Annotated in this window: 14 protein-coding genes and 2 pseudogenes; 10 read left to right on the top strand and 6 right to left on the bottom strand. The window is 56.9% G+C overall.

What is annotated here, in order from left to right; translation table 11 throughout:
- Positions 1–4: 4 nt before the first annotated feature.
- Positions 5–2,230, bottom strand: coding sequence for a type VI secretion system Vgr family protein (locus KI237_RS14955; protein WP_212800479.1), 2,226 nt, complete (start codon positions 2,228–2,230; stop codon positions 5–7).
- A gap of 260 nt (positions 2,231–2,490) precedes the next feature.
- Between KI237_RS14955 and KI237_RS14950 the strand changes: the two genes are divergently transcribed.
- The gene (locus KI237_RS14950) at positions 2,491–3,354 is read left to right on the top strand and encodes an alpha/beta fold hydrolase (protein WP_212800478.1); all 864 of its coding nucleotides are present in this window, start codon (positions 2,491–2,493) and stop codon (positions 3,352–3,354) included.
- 49 nt (positions 3,355–3,403) lie between these two features.
- Here KI237_RS14950 and KI237_RS14945 read toward each other — a convergent pair whose 3' ends face one another.
- The 3 genes from KI237_RS14945 to KI237_RS14935 all read right to left on the bottom strand — a co-directional run bounded on the left by KI237_RS14945 (position 3,404) and on the right by KI237_RS14935 (position 6,062).
- A complete protein-coding gene (locus KI237_RS14945) occupies positions 3,404–4,045 on the bottom strand; it encodes a 3-demethoxyubiquinol 3-hydroxylase (protein WP_249410737.1) in 642 nt (213 codons plus the stop codon).
- An 80-nt stretch (positions 4,046–4,125) separates the two neighbouring features.
- Positions 4,126–4,758 (bottom strand): glutathione transferase, encoded by a 633-nt coding sequence (gene yfcF / locus KI237_RS14940; protein ID WP_212800477.1) that lies wholly within the window; start codon positions 4,756–4,758, stop codon positions 4,126–4,128.
- Positions 4,759–5,093: 335 nt separating this feature from the next.
- Entirely contained in the window at positions 5,094–6,062 is a 969-nt protein-coding gene (locus tag KI237_RS14935; protein WP_212800476.1) for an AraC family transcriptional regulator, read from the bottom strand.
- Positions 6,063–6,496: 434 nt separating this feature from the next.
- Here KI237_RS14935 and KI237_RS31025 point away from each other — a divergent pair, with 434 nt between their 5' ends.
- From KI237_RS31025 to KI237_RS31015, 6 genes and pseudogenes are all read left to right on the top strand, one after another.
- On the top strand, positions 6,497–6,886 hold the full coding sequence (locus KI237_RS31025) for a N,N-dimethylformamidase alpha subunit family protein (RefSeq protein WP_502937097.1): 390 nt from the start codon (positions 6,497–6,499) through the stop codon (positions 6,884–6,886).
- A gap of 7 nt (positions 6,887–6,893) precedes the next feature.
- A complete protein-coding gene (locus tag KI237_RS14930; protein ID WP_212800475.1) occupies positions 6,894–9,209 on the top strand; it encodes a N,N-dimethylformamidase beta subunit family domain-containing protein in 2,316 nt (771 codons plus the stop codon).
- A gap of 392 nt (positions 9,210–9,601) precedes the next feature.
- Positions 9,602–10,942, top strand: a complete 1,341-nt coding sequence (locus KI237_RS14925) for an APC family permease (RefSeq protein ID WP_212800474.1) — start codon at positions 9,602–9,604, stop codon at positions 10,940–10,942.
- A gap of 165 nt (positions 10,943–11,107) precedes the next feature.
- Entirely contained in the window at positions 11,108–12,532 is a 1,425-nt protein-coding gene (locus KI237_RS14920) for a gamma-aminobutyraldehyde dehydrogenase (RefSeq protein ID WP_212800473.1), read from the top strand.
- 156 nt (positions 12,533–12,688) lie between these two features.
- Positions 12,689–13,957 (top strand): annotated as a pseudogene (locus KI237_RS31020) (methyl-accepting chemotaxis protein); the annotation flags it as partial.
- Between the two features lie 102 nt (positions 13,958–14,059).
- Positions 14,060–14,815: a methyl-accepting chemotaxis protein gene (locus KI237_RS31015; RefSeq protein WP_502937124.1), complete on the top strand. Its 756-nt coding sequence runs from the start codon at positions 14,060–14,062 to the stop codon at positions 14,813–14,815.
- Positions 14,816–14,940: 125 nt separating this feature from the next.
- Here the strand turns inward: KI237_RS31015 and yfcF (KI237_RS14910) are convergent, their stop codons facing one another.
- Positions 14,941–15,573, bottom strand: a complete 633-nt coding sequence (gene yfcF, locus KI237_RS14910; RefSeq protein ID WP_212800471.1) for a glutathione transferase — start codon at positions 15,571–15,573, stop codon at positions 14,941–14,943.
- A gap of 279 nt (positions 15,574–15,852) precedes the next feature.
- Between yfcF (KI237_RS14910) and KI237_RS14905 the strand changes: the two genes are divergently transcribed.
- Together KI237_RS14905 and KI237_RS14900 are read left to right on the top strand one after the other, a co-directional pair.
- A complete protein-coding gene (locus KI237_RS14905; protein WP_212800470.1) occupies positions 15,853–17,010 on the top strand; it encodes a response regulator in 1,158 nt (385 codons plus the stop codon).
- A gap of 39 nt (positions 17,011–17,049) precedes the next feature.
- Positions 17,050–21,396, top strand: a complete 4,347-nt coding sequence (locus tag KI237_RS14900) for a response regulator (protein WP_212800469.1) — start codon at positions 17,050–17,052, stop codon at positions 21,394–21,396.
- On the opposite strand, the pseudogene KI237_RS31010 reads toward KI237_RS14900, so the two are convergent.
- A pseudogene (locus tag KI237_RS31010) lies at positions 21,383–21,502 on the bottom strand (LysR family transcriptional regulator); the annotation flags it as partial. The gene KI237_RS14900 and the pseudogene KI237_RS31010 sit on opposite strands and share 14 nt — an antisense overlap.
- A 210-nt stretch (positions 21,503–21,712) precedes the next feature.
- Between KI237_RS31010 and KI237_RS14895 the strand changes: the two are divergent.
- Positions 21,713–21,919, top strand: coding sequence for a ParD-like family protein (locus KI237_RS14895; protein ID WP_212800468.1), 207 nt, complete (start codon positions 21,713–21,715; stop codon positions 21,917–21,919).
- The last annotated feature ends 2 nt before the right edge of the window (positions 21,920–21,921 follow it).

Genomic DNA, 21,921 nt, shown 5'->3' with positions numbered 1-21,921 from the left:
GTGGCTAGTTCTGCAGGATTTTCTGGCCTTTTACGACCACGTTTTTGTTGGCCTTGATCTTGATGGCGCCGGAGCCGTCGATGGTGATGTTCTTGCCGCTGATCACGATGGTGCCGTCCTTCTTCATGGTGATGCTGGCGTCGCCCGTGGTCAGGCTGATGGAGTCGCCGGCGGTGAGGGCAAAGTGTTTGCCGACGTCCAGGCTGTCGTTCTGCTTGATATCAGTGGTGCGGTTCTGGGCGACATCGCGGGACTCGTTCTGGCCGATCTGGGTACTCTGGTTGCCGTTGATCTCGATGCCTTCGTTGCCCTGGACCGTTTCGTTACGGTTGCCGCTGATGCTGATCGTTTCGTTGCCGCCCACGTCTTCGGTGCGGTTGCTGGCGATGCTGATTTTCTCGTTGGCACCGACTTTTTCCGTGCGGTCCGCGCCGATGGTGATGGTCTCGTTGCTGCCCACTTTTTCGGTGCGATTGGCGCCAATGGTGATTTTTTCGTCGCTGCCCACCTTCTCGGTACGGTTCACGCCAATGGAAATGGTTTCGTTATTGCCGACCTTTTCTGTGCGATCCACACCGATGGTGATGGTTTCGTTGTTATCGACGGTTTCGGTGCGGTCGTGTTTGACGTGCACGGTTTCGTCGTTATCGATGGTTTTGCGGCGGTCATGACCGACCCAGTGGGTCTCGTCGTTCTCGACTTCGATGTCCTGGTTCTTCTCGGCGTGGATAAACAGTTGCTCGGCGCCTTTCTTGTCCTCCATGCGGATTTCATTGAAGTTGGCCGGTGAGCCGCCCTTGCTCGAACGACTTTTCACCCCGCTCTGGGTGGCATTGGCTGGCAGCGAGTAGGGCACAGTTTGTTCAGCGTTGTAGACGCGACCGGTGATGATCGGCCGATCCGGATCGCCCTCCAGGAAACTGACAATCACCTCCTGACCGATCCGCGGGAGCTGCACGGACCCCCAGTTCTTGCCGGCCCAGGCCTGGGACACACGAATCCAGCAGGAGCTGTTTTCGTTGGACTGGTCATGGCGATCCCAGTGGAAATGCACTTTGACCCGGCCGTACTGGTCGGTCCAGATCTCCTCGCCACTGGGGCCAACCACCACGGCAGTCTGCGGCCCGCGAACAATGGGCATGGGTGTGAGGGGGAGAGGGCGGAAGACTTGGCTGGCATCCATGCAGTCCAGCTCGCTGACGAACTGTTCGGCGATGTCCGATTGGCCGCTTTCGTAGGCTTCCTGACGAATCTGATAACGGGCGACCACCACCAGGTACTCGCGGTTCTGGTCCGCACGGTCGTAACCCGTCAGCGTGAACACGTGGCCGCAGCCCAGCCCGCGAGCGCGACCTCGCAACTGTACACGCTCGAACTGGCTGTGAATGGCTTCGATGCGGGTACGCGCGTAGTGATCGCCATCGTTGCTCTGGACGTACTCACCCGGGTAGTCGTAGAGCGGGTAGTCGGCGTTGGTGTGGTTGCGCGGCACGCTGGAGCGCACCTCAAGACTGGCGCGCGGGCGCAGGAAGTCATAGTCGTTCAGCGCCAGCGAACCGGGTTGTACTTCCCGTGCCAGTTGCCAGTCGTAGAAATGATCGCGCTCGCGCATTTGCCGATCGGGCGGATAGAAGGGCACGGAGGCGTAGTCGGGCGCCGTGGTGTGGGCGCCATAGGCGTCGGCCAACACCAACACATGACGCGCCTCTTCATGGCGAAAGTAGTAATAGATGCCTTCCTGCTCCATCAACCGGCTGACGAAATCGAAGCTGGTTTCGCGGTATTGCACGCAATATTCCCACTCGCGGTAGCTACCGCTCAGGCTGTCCTCGAAGTCGGAGAAACCGAGGTCGCGGAACACCTGCTTGATGATGTCCGGCACCGTCTTGTTCTGGAAAATCCGGCAGTCGGAGGTGCGCGTGAGCAGCCAGAACCAGGGCCGCAAGCTGACGCGGTAACCGGCGAACTGGCCGTGGCCGGTCAATTGCCGGCAACTGCAGACAATGCCGTGGAAGTAGCGTTTGCCGCCCTCATACAGTTCCAAGGTCAGGCCCATCGGCTTACCCAGCAACTGGTCGAACGTGATTGCCCGGTTTTCGGAGGTCAGGTCCAATTCGTAGTGGAACAACCGCCCCAGCTCTTCGCTGCCTTCCATGCTCTGCAACAACAGGACATCGCTGCCGAGAGGACTGTCGACCTGCACCAAACGGTTGTTTTGCGTGATCTCCATATCGCCTCGTCGTTCACACCCGTCAGCGCCGACGGAGGGCTGTAATGGGCTTTCCTGGATAACGCCTGGCGTTAATCCGGGAAGCTATTCGGCCAAGGGAACAGCGCTGAATTGTGTTTCAAGATAGGCGACGGGAGGTTGTTGGTTAGTCTCTTTCGCTATAGAGATTATTTCTAAAAAGTAGGATAGGAGAGCCTTAAAATTGCTGCGAGCCCAGCTTGTTCTAATGTTTAGTCGACGGCGCTAAGCAGGAAGTGATCATGTTTGAAGGTTTCAAGCTGGAGATGATTGAGTTACCCGAGGCCACACTACGCGTTCGCCATGGCGGTTCGGGCCCGCCGTTACTGTTGCTTCATGGTCACCCCCGCACGCACACGACCTGGCATAAGGTTGCACCCCTGCTCGCCAGTTCTTTTACGGTGGTTTGTCCCGATTTGAGAGGCTTCGGCAAGTCCAGTCAGCCAGCGGACCCTCATGATTACGAAGCTTATTCAAAGAGAGCGAAGGGGCGCGATTGTGTTGCCCTCATGGATAGACTTGGGTTCGATAAATTTTACTTGGCCGGTCATGACCGGGGTAGCTACGCAGCGTTCCGATTGGCGCTCGATCATCCGTCACGCGTACTGAAACTGGCAATTCTGGATGGCGTGCCTATCTTGGAAGCGCTTGAGCGATGTGACGCGCGGTTCGCTTCCAAATGGTGGCACTGGTTTTTCTATGCGCAGCCCGACCAGCCGGAAAGGGCCATTCTCGCGGATCCAAAAGCGTGGTATGGCGGCTGTGCGGAAACCATGGGGCGGGAAAATTACGAAGACTTTCAGGACGCGATTCACGACCAAGGAACCGTTATTGGAATGCTCGGTGATTATCGCGCGGGGATTGAACTGGACCCCCTGCATGATCGGGACGATCGCCAGGCTGGTCGAAAACTTCAATGTCCGCTCCATGTGATTTGGTCGTTGCAGGATGACCTGGAGGATCTTTACGGGGACGTACTTGCCATTTGGCAGCCGTGGGCAGCGTTGAGAGTCACCGGAGCAGGAATCGACAGTGGTCACCACATTGCTGAAGAGGCCCCGGTCGAACTGGCTTGCGCACTGGCGACTTTCTTCACCGAGCAATGAGCATGGCGGCGAATGGAGGGGCGCTGACGCTAATAATTACACCTGCTTTCTAAGAACGCATACCCATCCAGATGACCGCCTCTGTCCATGCAGTCACCATTGGTGTCAGTACCCTGAACCAGGGATCGCGCACATCAATCTGCGCTGCTGAGTGGTCATGATGGTGCTGCTCCTCCTCCACAATCGAAGTAATGGCCGCCACCGCGTGGAGATCGATATCGCCCAGCACATCAAGTTGATGAGCCAGGTGCTTGAGCACCACACTCTCAACCGCGACGGTAGTCGCGACAATGGCTTTGCGGCCACAGATGCCAGTAACCAGACCCAACGCCAGACCGCCGATGCCACACAACCAATAACTACGGCAGCGGGGATAACCGCGACGTTGCAGCTCCTCCTGAAAAACCGTCCGATGGCGGCGCTCGTGGGAGAGGAACTCCTTGAGTTCATTCACCATGCCCGGGACGAAAAGCCGGGCCATAAACAACTGTCCGCTGTAGATGCAGATCGCACCATGCTCACCCGCATGGTCGACCTTCATCATGCGGTTGCCGAGGTCTTCGCCCTTAGCCTTGTAGTCTGGTGAATTCAAATTGAGATTTCTTGTTCGAGGGGCTTGGTCATCGGGCCGGTCCTTGCTCTTGAGCCGGCATCGTGCTGTAACACCAAGCAGATAAGCAAGTGAGTTCACAGGATGGCCCCTCACCCTCGTCGTGGTCGGCTGCAGCCTTCGAGACAGGCTAAAGTCGGCCATTGTCAGCCATCGCGCCGCTACAAAGGAGGTCGTTGCAGCTTGATCCACTCTTGCACGGTCGGACGCTGCCATTGGCGCTGGGCGTAATCCTCCAATCGAGCCGGTAGAGTGTCCCCATTGAGTATCAACCGGTTAAGCATCAACGCGAGATCGACATCGGCGATAGACCATTCACCAAAAAGGTAGTCCGGACTGTCGGTAAGTAGCCGTTGAGCAACATCCACCAACTTTTGCCTGGCAGCCTCCGCCGATGCTGACAAAGGACCATATTTAAGGCCATAGAATACGACAAGCGTGGAGCGCTCCTGTCGTATAGGGAGCAAATCACTGCGTAGCCACGCTTGAACTTGCCTCGCCTTGGCACGCATCTGTGGGTGTCGTGGGTAAACCGGCGTCTGGGGGAATACCTCTTCCAAATATTCAGTGATTGCCGATGATTCCGACAACGCAAAGTCGCCATGCACGAGGGTGGGGACTCTCTGGGTCAGCGAAAGACGGGCATAGTCGCCCGACTGGTTCTCCTGTTTGTCCAGGTTCACGGTATCCATCTCGAACTCAATACCCTTTTCTCGAAGTGCCACGAAGCATGACAGCGCGTAGGGGCTGGTGAATTGAGTGTCGACGTAAAGGCGCAGGCTTGGGTTGTTCATGGCGTCATCTCCATATGCGGAATGGACACGCTATGAGAGGCGGTGCTTTAAGTAAAATGTATGTTTTTCATGGGGGCATTCCTGGCAGGAATGCGGGAGTGCCGACAGGGACCTATCGCGAGGGAGAGATACCGATCTATAGCTTCATCCTTTCGTTATCAGCGTTGGCCGAGGACTCACACGGACAAGCTACCCCCTCGAATTCTTCACCCAATTCGTCTTGGATGGATTTCAGTAATTTGGTGGCAGCCTCTTCAAACTTGCGTAATAGTCTGTATTTCAATAGGCCCTACAGAAAATTTTTCCAGGGCAGTATCGTTTCCACACCAAAGGCACTAATGGCTTTTTTCGTCTCGAGGTGAGTATCCAAAAGCTTCCTTGAACCGGACGGAAAAAAGCGCCTGGCTGGAAAAACCACAGTTGTAGGCAACTTCTGCAATGGTCGTGGTTCGAGCCTTGTGCAGCGCATTCTCTCGCAGAAGCTTTTGAGCGTGCCTGAGCCGAGTAAGACGGAGTTCTCGCCCGAACGTCGTATCGTGAGCCTGGAAAACCTTGTGGATATAGCGGATGGAAACGCGGTGAGCTTGAGCTGCTCGTTCGGGTGCAAGATCCGCATCGTGAAAGTTTGCCGTGATATACGCCATGACACGGTGAAAAAAGTGATCGATTACCGTTCGTGAATCACCCGCTGCATCGGTCTCCGGTACATCCATCATCAAGAAAGCCAATTCCAGCAATCCTCTCTCCAAGCTTCGGCCGTGCTCGGGGGAAAGGCAGGAGGCGTTATCCAATGCTTGCAACGCGAATTGCGTTAGCAGCGGCACGAAACGCGAATTGGCGACGTCGACGCGGCCACAGCGCGCATCAATTTTCGGATACATCGCCCTGAATTGGTCGGCCGGGATCTTGACTGTTACGTTTCTCGTGCCGTTGGGGATATCCAGCTGATAGGTTTCTGCGGAATTGAAGACAGAGACTTGGCCTGGCGCAACGTCTCCAAATCGACCAAGGTGTGTGAACTGCTCAGTTTGCCTAGTTGGCATGACTAGCGCGAAAAAATCCGAATCCTCACGTCCGGCATGTACTTTGCGGCGCACAGCCCGTTGCGCATCAGCGGCAAAGCGAGTAATTCCGACCGCGCCGATCTGGGTGGATTCAATGACTCCGCAGAACGAGGCCGGGTTGTAGGCCGCCACGTCTATTGGGTAATAGACATCGCTCATGAAATCCTGCCAGGCAGCAAGGCGTCTTTGTGGGTCAACCTCGCCCGTCGAGAACCGGGTTATCAAATGTAACGAATCCACACGCCCTCCTGAAAAAAATCACTGCTTAGAAGCTCAAGCAAGCCCTATGCCATGACTTCCGGGCCAGCCTTCGGAAGCCCGTGTGATATTTCGATGATAACCGGTGGATGACTTAGTCCAGTTAAAGCAGACCAATGGTGCGCAGCAGGGTTATGACGTGAGCCGTTGCTCTGTAGGTGAGCCGGTTGTAAGCAAAGACCAGATTCGTGCACCTACTCTGCGCACCGTGCACGCTGACGAAAATCTTGGTTCTCTCATGCGATAGATCGCGGGGGGCGGCCCATCGGACGATATCGCTACCGGTACAGGGGGGCAGCATATCTCCTCCGGACCAGCACTCCGCAACGCGGCCAGGCGCATTTTTGGATATCTGCGCAATCGACTGACAAGCAAGAGAAAAGTATGAATACAACAATAACTACCGCACTGAGGGAATGACCATGCGTACCTCCTCAGATCGTGAAGCTGAATTGGCCGCTTTGTTCCAGGCTCGGTTTCTTGAGCGCCTGCGTGACGACTGCGACTCTGGCGTGATCGGAGCCTACGAACGGTCTCCCCTCGGGCCACACGATGACAAGACTCGAAGGGTCGTGCGTGGGCTGGGCGGGGCGTCTATAGCCGGCAAGGCGATTGTCATTTCGCTGGGTGTCGACGGGCCATGGGGCGTCGGGAACATTGTGATTGGAGAGCCAGGCAACTTCGTTCGAAGTCGAGGCATTTTCCTGACTTACGACGACGCATTGCGCCACGTTTTTTCGCTTCGATGCCGAGCCCTTTTCGCTGCCGAGTCGCGCGAAACGGATTCTCAGTCGCATAACGGATGAAATGAGAATGAACCAGGTCAGTCAGCAAATTTTCGGCTATAGCGACGGATTCTCTGTGGCGCCGGGTGAAAGTCTTTCTTTCAAGGTAAGTTGCGAAGGGGTCGCGCGATATGACGCCACGCTTGTGAAGCTTCGACACGGGTTTACGGGGGAGTCGGGTCCCGGTTTCCTTGAGACGCCTGTTGAGTCGTCGTTCGAAGGAAGCTACGAGGGTATCCAGCATGTATGCCAGCCGGGCTCTTATGTGGAAATCACTGACACGAAAGGACTTCTACAATCCCCTAACGGTTTGGTTATTGAAGCCTATGTCTACCCGACACTGCCGCAAGGCACGCGCTCGGGCAACTTCGGGGCCTACCATGTAACGCAGAACTCATTTGAAAGTGATTCGGGCCGGCAGGCCATTTTGGGAAACTGGTCCGTGGACAGTTGTTCTGGCTACGCCCTTATTCTGGAGGAAGGGCGGCTAACGTTTATATGGGGGGCAGATGGTGAGGCAAAGAAAGTTTCATTGGTAACGCCACTTGACGCACATCAGTGGTATCGCGTCATAGTCAGTGTTAAACCGGATGCCGGGACGGTCTGTTTGGAGCAGACACCCATCGACAACATCATGAACCGTCTCTCAGCGAGCGCCTGTGCCTTGCGCGCAGAATCACGTACCGTCCCGTTCGGCGCGAGACTGACTGAAAGCCAGGCCCCCTTCAGGATCGGGGCGCTGGCCTGCCAGCAAGACGGTCGATGGCTGGCGAATGCTGCCTACAACGGAAAAATCGGTGGAGTCCGCATTCTGTGTTCCTCTCCCGGCGATGCGGTTGTTGCCGAGCTGGCTGCCTGGCACTTTGGCAAGAGCCTTCGTGACGATGGCCTGTTGCTCAGCGATGTAGTAGACGTGTCCGGAAACGGTTTGCATGGACGCTGCTTCAACGCGCCGACACGGGGAGTGGCGGGCCATAGGTTTAAGGGGTTGAGCGACGACTTTCGGCGGGCACCTGACGAGTTTGATGCGATCCATTTTCATGACGATGACATCACCGATGCCCAGTGGCCAACGGCGTTCGAGATTCAGGTTCCAGACGATCTCGCGAGTGGTGTATACGCCGCGAAACTGAGCAGTGCAGGCGTTGAACAATACATCCCGTTTTTCGTCAGGCCGGGACGTCAGAAGCGCGAAGTGGCGGTGCTTTTCTCTACGGCGACTTATCTGGCGTATGCCAACGACCGCATAGCCTTTGAAGCCAATGGCGCGGAAATCATCGTCAGTCGGACACCGATCATTGATCGTCAAGATCTGACGTTTCAAGACCATCCTGAATTCGGTCGTTCCTGTTATGAAATCCATAACGATGGCTCTGGAGTCGTCTTCGGCAGCACTCGGCGCCCCATACTGACGCTCAACCCAAAACACCGCGCCTGGTTCCAGGCAGAGGGCGTATGGGGGCTTCCTGCTGATCTCTGCATCGTTCATTGGCTCGACACAATCGGTTGTGACTTCGACGCGCTGACGGATGAAGACCTGGATCGCGAAGGCGCCGACCTGCTCAAGGACTACAAGGTTCTGATCACAGGCAGTCATCCAGAATATGTGACACGCAACGAACTCAACGCGATCGAGGCTTTCACCGGGAACGGCGGACGCTTGATGTACCTGGGCGGAAACGGTTTTTTCGCAACCGTTTCATTTGATCCGCAAGAGCGGCATGTCATGGAGTTGCGCAGGTCAGATGCGGGTACACGCCCCCACGAGTCGCCGTTTGGCGATCGCCGCCACCAGACCTCCGGTGAAATGGCTGGTCTATGGCGCAACAAGGGTAAGGCGCCGCAGCGACTGCTAGGCGTGGGGTTCGCCGCGCAAGGCTTCGACCGCTGCACATATTACGAACGCCTCACCGACAGCTACGATCCACTCGCCGCATTTGCGTTTGAAGGGATTGGCAGCGACGAACGCATTGGCGACTTTGGAATCATGGGCGGTGGTGCCGCCGGCGCGGAGATCGACCGGTACGATCCGTCATTAGGGACCCCACCGGGTGCGCTTGTCCTGGCGACTTCCGGGCCATTGTCGGATGCCTATCTTCTCGCCGCCGAGGACGTCTACGAATCAATCCCTGGTATTGGTGGGACCGAGCAGTCCCGCGTTCGCGCGGACATCGTTCTGTGTCCGTTTCCAGGAGGGGGCGGCGTGTTCTCAGTGGGATCAATTGCCTACACCGCTTCACTTTCCCACAACCGTTACGAGAACAATGTCGCGCGACTCACCGGCAATGTGCTCAAGCGTTTCCTGCACCCTGAAGCGCTGGACGTCATCATCGATTGCAATTGATCGTCCATCCAGATGCATGAGTGCGGAGCCCGGCCGATGCTTGGCCTCGGGACGCGGACCAGGCAGCGGTGCATACATGATCGGACCCAAGGGGCAGCCACACCCGGCTGCTCTTTGGGCGCTACAAGTTCATGGCAGTAAAGGCGCCGTGCACTCACACGAAAAGAGCGGTTCGCTGGTTCGATAGTCGACAGTAAGAGGGGCTCCTAAACTGAATTCATAGAACGTCAAAAGACCCATCCCGGTGTTTGAGTGAATAGGTCCTTTCAAGTCCCGATGTGCAAATAACAAAAGCGGTGCGCGGTTCCACAGCAAGTGCTGGTGATCTACGGCAACCGTACCTAAATAATGTCCGGGTGAAGATCCGGGCCAGTCGTCAAGGGGCAACAAAAATGAGCGATACCTTGGTCGTACCCAACGATAATCGTCAACTCAGCAAGAAACTGTCGCTGACGGACGTCCTTGTCTACGGGTTGCTTTACTTCGTTCCGATTGCTCCGGTCTCTGTCTTTGGAGCGATTCATAACACGTCCAATGGACTGACCGCGCTGACCTATACGCTGGCCGCCATCGCGATGGTGTTCAGTGCAATCAGCTACAGCGAAATGGCGAAACGAATCCCTCTCTCGGGATCGGTCTATTCATATGTGACAAAGGGCACCAATGCCACATTCGGCTTTATGGCCGGATGGGCCATCTTGCTGGACTATCTGTTGCTTCCTGCGTTGCTGGCGATTCTAGGTGCAGCGGCCTTGCAACCTTTATTTCCCGGCATCGACAAGGTGGTTTGGTTAGGGATTTTCGTCGCTGTGCCCATGATCGTCAATCTGTTCGGAATCACCGTTAATGTGAATGTGGGAAAGGTGCTGCTGGTCATCCAGCTGGTTGTCCTCTCGATTTTCGTTGTGTTTGCGGTTGGCCTTATCGCCGGAGGAACGGTTTCCAAGGAGCAACTGTTAGCGCCTTTCTATAACCCGTCGCAATTCAGTATGTCCGCCGTGTTTGGCGCCGTACCAATCGCCGCTCTGAGCTTTATCGGTTTCGATGCTGTTTCGACGCTGAACGAGGAGGCCGAGGGGGGCGGTAAAACCGTATCGCGGGCAACGATGTTGTTGCTTGTGATCGTGACCGTGCTGTTCGTTGCGCAAGTCTACCTGGCGTCTGTGTTTGTTCCCCTGGGGTCGAAATATCAGGACGGCGCCGTTGACGTTGCCTTTTACACAGTCAGCACCCAAGTGGTGGGGACGTGGTTCCTGCCGGTCATCACGTTGACTAATGCACTGATAGCTTTGCTGGCGAATGCACTGATCTCCCAGGCCACCACGACAAAAGTCATCTACTGCATGGCACGCGATAAAAAGCTGCCTCGTATGCTCGCCAAACTTAATAAAAATGAAGCACCAACGACCGCGTTATACCTGGTCGCTGCGCTCTCGCTGGGGATTGCCATTGTCGGCAAAGACCAGATTGAAACCATCGTAACGATGGTCACGTTCGGCGCATTGTGTGCCTATGTGATGTTGCATGCTTCTGTCATTGCTTTCTTCAGGGGTAAGACTGATCGCTCATTCTTCAGACATCTCGTTTCCCCTGTACTGGGTGCGGCCGTCCTCTGCTACGCACTGTTCAGCGCGAACTCGAACGCCCAACTCGTCGGCGTCGCATGGCTCGTACTCGGTGGCATCGTCGCGTGGATTCTAAAAGGCAAACACTCGTTGGACATACCCGTATAGAACCTCTCTGTGACTTTAAGGCTGCATGAAAAACTATGTGGCCGATGCGCAAACCTGTCGTGAATCCTTAACTAGACGGCTGACTTAGTCAGCAACTTATTGTCCGTTAAATTTAAATGCTTTCTGAATGCAGGCATTTAGCGCCTGCACTCATTGGAGATGCCTATGCACATTAAAATGCTCATCAACGGCGAATTGGTCGCAGGCGAAGGCGAGCGACTCGCGGTAATGAACCCTTCTCTAGGGACCGCGCTAGTGGACATTGCTGAGGCTACGCCTGCGCAGGTTGATTGCGCAGTGCAAGCCGCTGACGCCGCCTTCGAAAGCTGGTCCCAGACCACGCCAAAGGATCGCTCGCTGTTGTTGCTCAAACTGGCTGACCTCATCGATAGCCATGCCGTAGAACTGGCCCGGCTGGAGTCGAATAATTGTGGCAAGCCTTACGCGGCCGTCTTGGGCGACGAACTGCCTGGCGTGTCCGATGTGTTTCGTTTTTTCGCGGGTGCGAGTCGGTGTTTGCAGGGCTCGGCGGCGGGCGAGTATTTGCCAGGTCATACTTCGATGATCCGGCGCGATCCCGTGGGTGTCGTCGCCTCGATCGCGCCTTGGAACTATCCACTGATGATGGCCGCGTGGAAGCTGGCTCCCGCCTTGGCGGCCGGCAATACCGTTGTCCTCAAGCCTTCCGAACAGACACCGTTGACGGCGCTTAGGTTAGCCTCGTTAATGGTCACGATTTTCCCAGCAGGCGTGGTCAATGTTGTGTTCGGCCGAGGGCCCAATGTCGGCAAGCCGCTCACTACCCACGAGAAAGTGCGGATGGTCTCACTGACGGGGTCAGTGGCCACCGGCAGTCATATCATCGCCAGCACCGCTGACACCGTTAAGCGTATGCATATGGAACTGGGAGGCAAAGCCCCCGTCATCATTTTCGACGACGCAGACATCGATGCGGCTGTCGAGGGCATACGTAATTTCGGTTTCTATAACGCCGGCCAGGATTGCACCGCAGCCTGCCGGATCTATGCGCAAAAAGGCATTTACGCTCGCCTCGTTGAAAAGCTCGGCATCGCCGTATCCAGTATCAAGTTTGGTCTTCAGGACGATCCTGAGACTGAGCTGGGGCCTCTGATCACCCAACAGCACTTAGATCGTGTTGTCGGCTTCGTGGATCGAGCACGGTTACTGCCACACATAGAAGTCGTGACGGGCGGGAAACGTGTGGAAGGTCCCGGTTACTTCTTCGAGCCCACGGTACTTGCCGGCGCGCGTCAAGACGACGAAGTGGTGCGCCGGGAGATTTTCGGCCCGGTGGTTTCCGTGACCGAATTTGAAGACGAGACGCAGGCACTGTCTTGGGCAAACGACTCTGATTATGGCCTGGCATCATCGGTGTGGACCTCTGACATAGGGCGAGCTCACCGTCTTGCGGCGCGCCTGCAGTACGGCTGCACTTGGGTCAATACCCATTTCATGCTGATGAGCGAGATGCCACACGGTGGTGTAAAGCAATCCGGTTACGGCAAAGACATGTCGATGTACGGCTTGGAGGATTACACCGTGATTCGCCACGTGATGGTCAAACACTGACCGAACTGTGGCGCCGTCTCTGTGGTGGCCCACACGAATGCTGAAACGCACAAGCGCGCAGTCTTGCTTATACAGGCTGCGCGTAGTGCCAACGCCGAGTAGGTGTAAGCACTTATCTGACTGACAAAACACATTGCTCATCCATGAGGCAGTCCCATGTCTATTCGCTTGAAGATCGTGCTTTTATCCGGGCTCTGCCTGCTCGGGGTGATGGGCCTGATCGTCGGCACGAATCTTTATCAAAGCAATCTGAACAAGCAGATGATCAGTCAATCCAGCAGCCAGATGCTGACCGGCAGTGGCGAGAACTTGTTACTGGCAAAAGCTGCTGAGCAGGCTGTGAATTTACAGAAGACCTTCGGTACCGGCCTGACCGTCATCACGGCTCTGGCTGACCAGGCGAACTATTTGCGTAATATGGCAAACCATCGTGGACTGACAGCCGCAGCACTGCGTGAAGAACTCAACCAAAGCATCAAGACCACTTTCGAGCGCAATCCCGGAGTGCTGGGCGTATGGCTGGTCTATGAACGTAATGCCTTGGATGGAAAGGACGCCGAGTTCGCCCATGATACGGGTCGTGCGTCGAACGAGTCAGGGCGCTTCGCCAGTGCCTGGAACCGTGGCACAGGTCAGGTGATGAGCCTGCAGATCAACGAGAGCGACCTTGGCAGCACGGCGCTCAGCATCAGTGGTGCTCCCTATAACAGCTGGTACACGTGCCCTCGGGACAGCAAGCGACCTTGTCTTATGGCGCCTTTCGCAGACACCGTCGACGGCAAGCGAATATTGATGACGACCATTTCCTTACCTTTGATCGTCGGCGACAAGGTCATAGGTGTAGTGGGCCTGGACATCGCGCTGGACTCACTGCAGACAGCTGCCAACGTCGCCCAGAGCAGTTTGTTTAATGGTTCGGGTCGTATGCTGATTGTCTCCGACACGGGCATACTCGCCGCCTTCAGCTTCGATGCCACCCAGGTTGGCGAAAACGTGGGGGATGTGCTTGGCGAGGAGGGGGCAAAAATCATTGCGTCACTGGACGGTGATACGCCGAAGATCTTTCACCAAGAGGGGCTGATCCGGGCGGTCTATCCGGTCAAACCTATTGCTGATGCAAAAGCCTGGGGCGTGGCCATCGACGTACCGCACCAAATATTGCTGGCCGATGCGGATAAACTTCAAAGGGTGTTCGATAAAGCCCAATCCAGCGGCACCCTCCAAGCCCTGTTGATGGCCACTGGAGCTTGCCTGCTGGGGTGCTTACTGATCTGGATGTCCGCCTCAAGCGTGACCCAGCCGATCACTCGCGTAGCAGGTATGCTCAAGGCAATTGCCAGCGGCGATGGTGACCTGACCCAACGTTTGCAATACAGCAAGAAAGACGAGTTGGGGGAACTGGTCAACTGGTTCAACCGCTTTCTCGACAAGTTGCAACCGACCATCACTCGGATAAAGCAAAACACCCTCGATACCCGGGGCACCGCCGATCAGTCTTCGTTAATTGCTAGGCAGACCAGCGAAAGCATGCAGGTTCAATTTCGTGAGATTGATCAGGTGGCCACAGCTTCAAACGAAATGAGCGCGACCGCCCATAATGTTGCCAACAGCGCGTCAAATGCTGCTCAGGCTGCCCGCGCGGCCGACCAATCGGCCAGGGATGGGGTCGGCATAATTGAGCGCAGTACCCATGACATTGGCATCCTAGCCGGCGACGTCAGCAAGGCGGTGACTGAAGTCGAAGCGCTAGCGGTCGATAGCGAACAGATCGGCACGGTCCTGGAAGTCATCCGCAGCATTGCTGAACAGACCAATCTGCTTGCCCTCAACGCGGCTATCGAAGCCGCCCGTGCGGGCGAAAGCGGGCGAGGTTTCGCGGTGGTCGCCGACGAAGTGCGCAACCTGGCCAGACGAACCCAGGATTCCGTGGAGGAAATCCGCCAGGTCATCGAGCGCATCCAGAACGGTACTCGTGGTGTAGTGGTGGCGATGCACGTGAGCCAAACCAAGGCTCACAATAATGTAGGACAAATCCATCAGGCACTTCGGGCGCTGGGCAAGATCAGTGACGCGGTCACGGTCATCAGCGACATGAACCTGCAGATCGCCAGCGCGGCAGAAGAGCAGAGTGCAGTCGCCGAAGAGGTCAATCGCAATATTTCGGCAATCCGCAGTGTGACCGAATCCTTGACCGAGCAAGCCACCGAATCGGCGCTGATTGCCAGCCAGCTACATAGCCTGACCACTCTGCAGATGAAATTGATGGAACAGTTCAGGGTGTAGCACCACCCTAAGGCGCTCTTTGCGGATAAACAACCTCGCGGCTATCGTATCGTCTATTGTCCGCTTTTGGCCGGCTGCAGCCCTTCGAGACGGGCTGAAATCGGCCATTGTCAGCCATCGCGCCGCTACAAAGGAGGTCGTTGCAGCTTGATCCACTCTTGCACGGTCGGACGCTGCCATTGGCGCTGGGCGTAATCCTCCAATCGAGCCGGTAGAGTGTCCCCATTGAGTATCAACCGGTTAAGCATCAACGCGAGATCGACATCGGCGATAGACCATTCACCAAAGAGGTAGTCCGGACTGTCGGTAAGTAGCCGTTGAGCAACTTCCACCAACTTTTGCCTGGCAGCCTCCGCCGATGCTGACAAAGGACCATATTTAAGGCCATAGAATACGACAAGCGTGGAGCGCTCCTGTCGTATAGGGAGCAAATCACTGCGTAGCCACGCTTGAACTTGCCTCGCCTTGGCACGCATCTGTGGGTGTCGTGGGTAAACCGGCGTCTGGGGGAATACCTCTTCCAAATATTCAGTGATTGCCGATGATTCCGACAACGCAAAGTCGCCATGCACGAGGGTGGGGACTCTCTGGGTCAGCGAAAGACGGGCATAGTCGCCCGACTGGTTCTCCTGTTTGTCCAGGTTCACGGTATCCATCTCGAACTCAATACCCTTTTCTCGAAGTGCCACGAAGCATGACAGCGCGTAGGGGCTGGTGAATTGAGTGTCGACGTAAAGGCGCAGGCTTGGGTTGTTCATGGCGTCATCTCCATATGCGGAATGGACACGCTATGAGAGGCGGTGCTTTAAGTAAAATGTATGTTTTTCATGGGGGCATTCCTGTCAGGAATGCGCTATCACCGACAATGTGCCGCCCGGAGGCCAAGCGCTTATGCGAAGCGTCGATCAGTCAATGCCTATTGCCTTCGTAAACGCCTGGACTTGACCGCAAGGGTGAGTTTGCTTGCAGATTAGCCGCCGGGAAAAGTAGAGCTAAGCTGTTAACCAGGGTTACGTTTCAAGTCAGGGAGGGCAGTTATGAGTCCCAAGCAGAGCCACCTCAATGCGTCCACTGTTCTGGTGGTCGACGATACGCCGGATAACCTGATGCTGATGGCCGACCTGCTCAAAGACCGATATAGGGTCAAGGCCGCAAACAGTGGCGAGAAGGCTTTACGCATCCTGCAGAGCGACCCGCTTCCTGACCTGATCCTGCTGGACATCATGATGCCGGGCCTGTCCGGCTACGAGGTGGCCGAACGGTTGCAAGGCGATGAGCGTACCCAGCGTATCCCGATTGTATTTCTCACGGCCATGGCGGCGACCCAGGACGAGATCCATGGCCTGGAGCTGGGGGCTGCTGACTACATCACCAAGCCTATCAACCCGCCGATACTCCTGGCCCGAGTCGAGACCCAACTCAAGGTCAAGGCGGCGGCGGACTTTCTACTCGACCAGAACGACTATCTGGAGCAGGAGGTGCAACGCCGCACGCGAGAGGTCATGGCCATTCAGGATGTCACCATTCACGCCATGGCATCGTTAGCCGAGACCCGCGACAACGAGACTGGCAATCACATCCGCCGTACTCAGAACTACGTCAAGCTGCTGGCCGAGTTGCTGCGCGAGCACCCACGCTTTCGGCACTTCCTTGACGAAGCCACGATCAAGCTATTGTTCAAGTCAGCGCCGCTGCACGACATTGGCAAGATAGGCATTCCCGATCATATCCTGCTCAAGCCGGGACGCTTCACCCCGGAAGAGTTTGAGATTATGAAAACGCATACCACCCTTGGCCGCGATGCTATTCAGCATGCCGAGGACCAGTTAGGTGTATCAGTCGACTTCCTGCGCCTGGCGAAGGAGATCGCTTATAGCCACCAGGAGAAATGGGACGGTAGTGGCTACCCGCAGGGACTGGCTGCGGACAATATACCCATTAGCGCCCGTTTGATGGCGGTGGCGGATGTCTATGACGCGCTAATCAGCCGCCGCGTTTACAAGCCAGGTATGCCGCACGAACAAGCGGTGGAGATCATTCGCGACGGACGCGGTTCCCATTTTGACCCTGACATCTGTGATGTTTTCCTGGCCAACGCCGAGCACTTTCGTGAAATTGCCGTGCGTTTTGCCGACACCGACAAAGAGATGGCCAAACAACTGGCCGCCCTGGAGCAGATTGTACAGGCGCCCTGAGCCTCAGGCGTTGACACGACGTTAGCGAAGGAGTGGGGTATGTACGCAGTGCTTGAGCGCCTGCCGTTGCGGTACAAGCTAGTCCTGGGTTTTGCCGTGCTGTTGGCGCTTTCCTTGATTCTCGGCATGCAGAGTCTGCGCATCCAGTCCGAGCTGAAGAACGATCTGGACCAGCTCTACAACCAAGATGTCAGAGGCGCCAATCATCTGCATGAGGTGCGGGTGCAACTGCCGCACATCATCCAGGCGTTGCAGCGTGCCGTGGCCACCAATAGCGCGGATACGCGCATCGCCGCGCTGCACCAGTTGGAGCTTGCTCAGCAGCAGTTGCACGAGTCTTTGGCTCTTGCCCGGCCGACGGTGTTCCGCTCCGATAACCTGGCGCGGCTCGCCGAGTTCGAGCTGCTGCTCGAGCGCATCCAGCAGACCGGTAGAGATGCGATGGAATTGGTAGGACAAGGGCGCCAGGGCCAGGCGCTTTTACTGATCAACAGCGATGAACTCCAGCAACTGGACAGTCGTGCCGATTCGGTACTCAGTGTCATTGTCAGGGACAAGCAGGCGGTACTGCGCGATCTGGTCACCGACATCACCCGCAACGCCCAGCACAGTAGCCAGTTGACCTACGTCTTGCTGCTCGGCGGCTTGGCACTGGCGCTGATGCTGGCCTGGTTGGTCAGTCAATCGATTCGCAAGCCGCTAGAACGTGTGCGCAATGCAGTCGACCAACTCACGGCCGGCCATCTTGACCAACCCATCCCGCATACCGACCTGCAAAACGAGACTGGTGATCTTGCCCGGGCTATCGCCAAGTTGCAGATCGAGTCCCGCCAGCTCGAAGGGCAGCGTTGGATCAAGGCTCATGTGTCGCTGGTTCAACTCGATATACAGGCTGCGGAGACCCCGGAGCAACTCGGACAATTATTCCTGCGCCGCGTAGTGCCGATGCTAGGTGCATGGCAGGGAGTCCTCTATGTAGTTTTCGAGGGCGCCAGCCATCTGCAACTACTGGGGGGTTACGCGGTGGATGGCGATTCACCGCCGGTGCAGAAAGTCCCGCTCGGGGAGGGGGTGTTGGGTCAGTGCGCGCTCGATCGCCAGGCGCGCGAGCTGACGAATATGCCGGACGCTTTCTGGAAGATCCGCTCGCAGCTCGGTGAGGCAACGGCAAGCCACCTGTTGGTGCAGCCGGTGATGCGTGGCGAACGAGTGTTCGGTGTTTTGGAACTCGCCGGTTTTTGCCCGTTGGGCGAGCGAGAGGCACTGCTTCTACAGGAAGTACTGCCCAGGCTGGCCGGCGCCATGGCCATCATGGAGCGCAGCGAGACCGCCCAGACGTTGCTGCAGGAGACCCGCCGTCAAGCACAAGCGCTGGAGGTCCAGCAAGCAGCGCTGCGCGCGACCGAGGCGTGGTATCGAGGCATTATCGAGGCCTCTCCAGACGGCATGCTGGTGTTGGGAGCGGACGGCCACATACTGATGAGCAACCCGAAACTGGATGTGCTTTTCGGCTACGAGCAAGGTGAGCTGATCGGCGCGAGCGTCGAGCAGTTGGTGCCAGAAGCCGCTCGTGGACGGCATGTGGGGGTACGCAATGAGTTCATTGCCAATGGAACCACGCGGCAAATGGGTGCCAACCTGGATGACCTTCGCGGCGTACGCAAGGACGGCAGTTTGTTTTCCGTAGAGATTGGCCTGTCCCATCTGCCTCAATTGGAAGGACGTGCAAACTGTGTCTGCGCCTCCGTGCGTGACGTGAGTGAACGCCGGGCGATGGAGACCAAGCTGCGTACGGCAAGTGATCGTCTGAGCCTGGCGCAGGAAGCGGGCGACATTGGCTTGTTCGATGTTGACTTCGTCACCGGCCATGATTACTGGACGCCGCAGCTGGAAAAAATGTTCGGGCTCGAACCCGGCGGATTTGATGGAACAATGGCGCATTGGGTTTCACTGCTGCATCCCGAGGATGCGCAAGCGGCCGATCAATCCTATACGCAGGCGGTAGCCAGCGGCGCTGATCGCTATGAGTTCGACTTCCGCATAGTGCGACAGAACGATGGAGCCGTGCGCACCTTCAGATCGCTGAGCCGTTTTTCCCGCGCGCCTGACGGCACGCCGTTACGTGCAACCGGCGTGAACATCGACGTCACGGCGTTGGTCGAGGCCCGTGCCTCCGCCGAGGAGGCTACCCAGGCCAAGAGCGAGTTTCTCGCCAACATGAGCCACGAGATCCGAACCCCCATGAACGTCATCATAGGGATGAGCGATTTAGCGCTGCGTACTGAACTGGACAAAAGACAGCGCAATTACATTGAAAAGGTACATCGCTCGGCGGAAAGCCTGTTGGGAATCATCAACGACATCCTTGATTTCTCCAAAATCGAGGCTGGCAAGATGAACCTGGAGCAGGTTCCCTTTCGGCTGGAAGACGTACTCGACAACGTCGCCGGCATGATTGGCTTGAAGGCGGAGGACAAGGGCCTGGAGCTGCTGTTCCAGAGCCCCCCAGAGCTGCCAACTGCGCTGATTGGGGATCCTCTGCGTCTAGGGCAAGTGTTGATCAATCTGGGCAACAACGCCGCCAAGTTCACCGAGCGCGGCGAGATAGTCGTGGGTGTGGAAGCCATGAGTACGCAGAGCGAGCAACTCGAGCTTCATTTCTGGGTACGCGACACCGGGATCGGCATGTCCTCTGACCAATGCGAGCGCATGTTTCAGTCATTCAGTCAGGCCGACAGCTCGACCACGCGTAAATACGGCGGTACCGGACTGGGCCTTTCCATCTCCAAGAAGCTGGTGGAAATGATGAACGGGCGAATCTGGGTGCAAAGCCAGCCAGGGCTAGGCTCTACCTTTCATTTTCAAGTGCGTCTGGACATGCAGCAGGGTTGCCAGCCTCGTCGTATGTTCAAGTCCGATGAATTGCTCGGCCTGCGCGTATTGGTGGTGGATGACAACGCCAGCGCCCGCGAGATTCTTTCCGGTATGGCACGCAGTTTTGGATTGGAGGTGGACGTCGCGCAAAGTGGCGGCATGGCCCTGCGCATGCTGGCCGACGCCGAAATAAAGACGCTGCCCTACGATCTGGTACTGATGGACTGGAGAATGCCCGGCATGGATGGCATGGAGACCGTGAGCCGCATGCACTCCGGCAGCTTGAGACATACACCGTCGGTAATCATGGTGACTGCGTTTGGTCGCGAGGACGCCCGTGAGAAGGCGCTGAGACAGGGCATAGAGTCGCCAGTGGTGCTGACCAAACCGGTGACGCCGTCCGCGCTGCTGGAAGCCATCGGGGTGGTGTTGGGCAAGGGTGTGCAAAGCGATACCCGCGCCAGCGAACGCTCGGAGCAGCATGCCGGCGCCATGGCCAGCCTGCACGGAGCACGCCTGTTGTTGGTGGAGGATAACGAACTGAACCAGGAGCTGGCGCGGGAACTGCTGGAAAGCGCCGGCGCACAACTGCGCCTGGCCTGGCATGGTCAGGAAGCGTTGGACATTCTGGCCGAAGACACTGACTTCGACGGCGTGCTGATGGATTGTCAGATGCCTGTTATGGATGGATACACAGCCACCAAACGCATTCGTGAACTTACGGCATTCGCCGATCTGCCAGTGATTGCCATGACTGCCAACGCAATGGAGGGTGACCGAGAACGGGCGTTGGCAAGTGGCATGAATGACCACATTGCCAAACCGCTCCGTGTAGAAGCCATGTTTGTCACGATAGCCAAGTGGATCAAACCAAAGATCGCTCGACAGGCGACTCTGCTGCCACAAGCAGAACGGCTGAACGCTGGCCTGCCGGACTATCTGGAAGGAATTGATATGGCTGCAGGCCTCGCCACCTGCATGGGGCGCAAAGAGCTTTACCTGCGCCTGTTAGGCAGGTTTCGTGACGTGCAGGCAGGCTTCGAGGAGCAATTCCGGGCTGCACTGGTTGACCCCGATCCCGGTGCTGCCGCGCGCCTGAGTCATAGCCTGCGCGGCACGGCCGGGACCATCGGCGCCGAGGCGGTGGCGCACGCTGCTGCTGAGCTGGAGCGAGCCTGCCAGGCCGGCGAGTCCGATGCGGTGATACAAGGTTTGGTGATGGACGTGCAACGATGCCTGGGGCCGGTTCTGGTGGCACTGGATAGACTGGCAGAGGTCGAGCCGCCGGCGATAGCCGAGACCCCGCATAACGATCCCGCCCTTGACCGGCAATTGATTCGGCTTGAGCAGCTCCTGGTCGAGAGTGACACCGCCGCACTGACCGTCCTTGAAGAACTGCGAGGGCTTTCTCTCGATCCAGTCCTGGCCAAACGCTTGGATCAGGTGGCTCGGCGGCTCGAATTGTTTGATTTCGACGGCGCCTTGCAGCTGCTGCAGGACGAGTCGCCCTGAGGCCCGGCAGAGGAGCGCGCTCGTACCGAATGAATGGCTGGGTCGTCCAACGCAGATCACTCGGGAGCGAGAAGGGTGGTCGAATGCTGACGGCCATGTCGATCTGGATGCATCGGGCATGTCATCGTAACGCTGCCCTGTCTGTTCTCTAACGCATCGTCGTGTTACGGATATACCGAGCGGACGACGACCCCAATGTCCGACTTCGTCCAGCTAATCAAGGGCAGTGATAACCGACAAAAATCCGAACAGGGCCCTTGGCTTTCCAAGCTACGAAGCATATGCTTTTCATATACGAAACGTATAGGTATAGCCAATGGGCATCGTAAACATAGACGACGAACTGCATGACCAACTACGCCGGGCCACCAAGGTGTCTTGTCGCTCCATCAATGCGCAGGCGGCTTTCTGGATCAAGGTCGGCCTGTTGTGCGAAATGAACCCCGAGCTGACCTTCAATGAGGTCATGCGTCGTGAACTCGGCAGCGCGGGCGTGCGTGCCCAGCCGCTGGTGGTAAGTTGAGC

The sequence above is a fragment of the Pseudomonas sp. St316 genome (genome assembly GCF_018325905.1).
Lineage (GTDB): Bacteria > Pseudomonadota > Gammaproteobacteria > Pseudomonadales > Pseudomonadaceae > Aquipseudomonas.
The sequence above is the reverse complement of the archived record's forward strand: the minus strand, read 5'-3'. Positions and strand labels throughout refer to the sequence as shown.

Excerpts from the sequence above, each read along its gene's own strand:
- KI237_RS14895 (WP_212800468.1), top strand. The coding sequence starts at position 21,713 with ATGGGCATCGTAAACATAGACGACGAACTGCATGACCAACTACGCCGG.
- KI237_RS14920 (WP_212800473.1), top strand. The coding sequence starts at position 11,108 with ATGCACATTAAAATGCTCATCAACGGCGAATTGGTCGCAGGCGAAGGC.
- KI237_RS14900 (WP_212800469.1), top strand. The coding sequence starts at position 17,050 with ATGTACGCAGTGCTTGAGCGCCTGCCGTTGCGGTACAAGCTAGTCCTG.
- yfcF (WP_212800477.1), bottom strand. The coding sequence starts at position 4,758 with ATGAACAACCCAAGCCTGCGCCTTTACGTCGACACTCAATTCACCAGC.
- KI237_RS14930 (WP_212800475.1), top strand. The coding sequence starts at position 6,894 with ATGAACCAGGTCAGTCAGCAAATTTTCGGCTATAGCGACGGATTCTCT.
- KI237_RS31015 (WP_502937124.1), top strand. The coding sequence starts at position 14,060 with ATGCAGGTTCAATTTCGTGAGATTGATCAGGTGGCCACAGCTTCAAAC.
- KI237_RS14905 (WP_212800470.1), top strand. The coding sequence starts at position 15,853 with ATGAGTCCCAAGCAGAGCCACCTCAATGCGTCCACTGTTCTGGTGGTC.
- KI237_RS14925 (WP_212800474.1), top strand. The coding sequence starts at position 9,602 with ATGAGCGATACCTTGGTCGTACCCAACGATAATCGTCAACTCAGCAAG.
- KI237_RS14955 (WP_212800479.1), bottom strand. The coding sequence starts at position 2,230 with ATGGAGATCACGCAAAACAACCGTTTGGTGCAGGTCGACAGTCCTCTC.
- KI237_RS14950 (WP_212800478.1), top strand. The coding sequence starts at position 2,491 with ATGTTTGAAGGTTTCAAGCTGGAGATGATTGAGTTACCCGAGGCCACA.
- KI237_RS31025 (WP_502937097.1), top strand. The coding sequence starts at position 6,497 with ATGACCATGCGTACCTCCTCAGATCGTGAAGCTGAATTGGCCGCTTTG.
- yfcF (WP_212800471.1), bottom strand. The coding sequence starts at position 15,573 with ATGAACAACCCAAGCCTGCGCCTTTACGTCGACACTCAATTCACCAGC.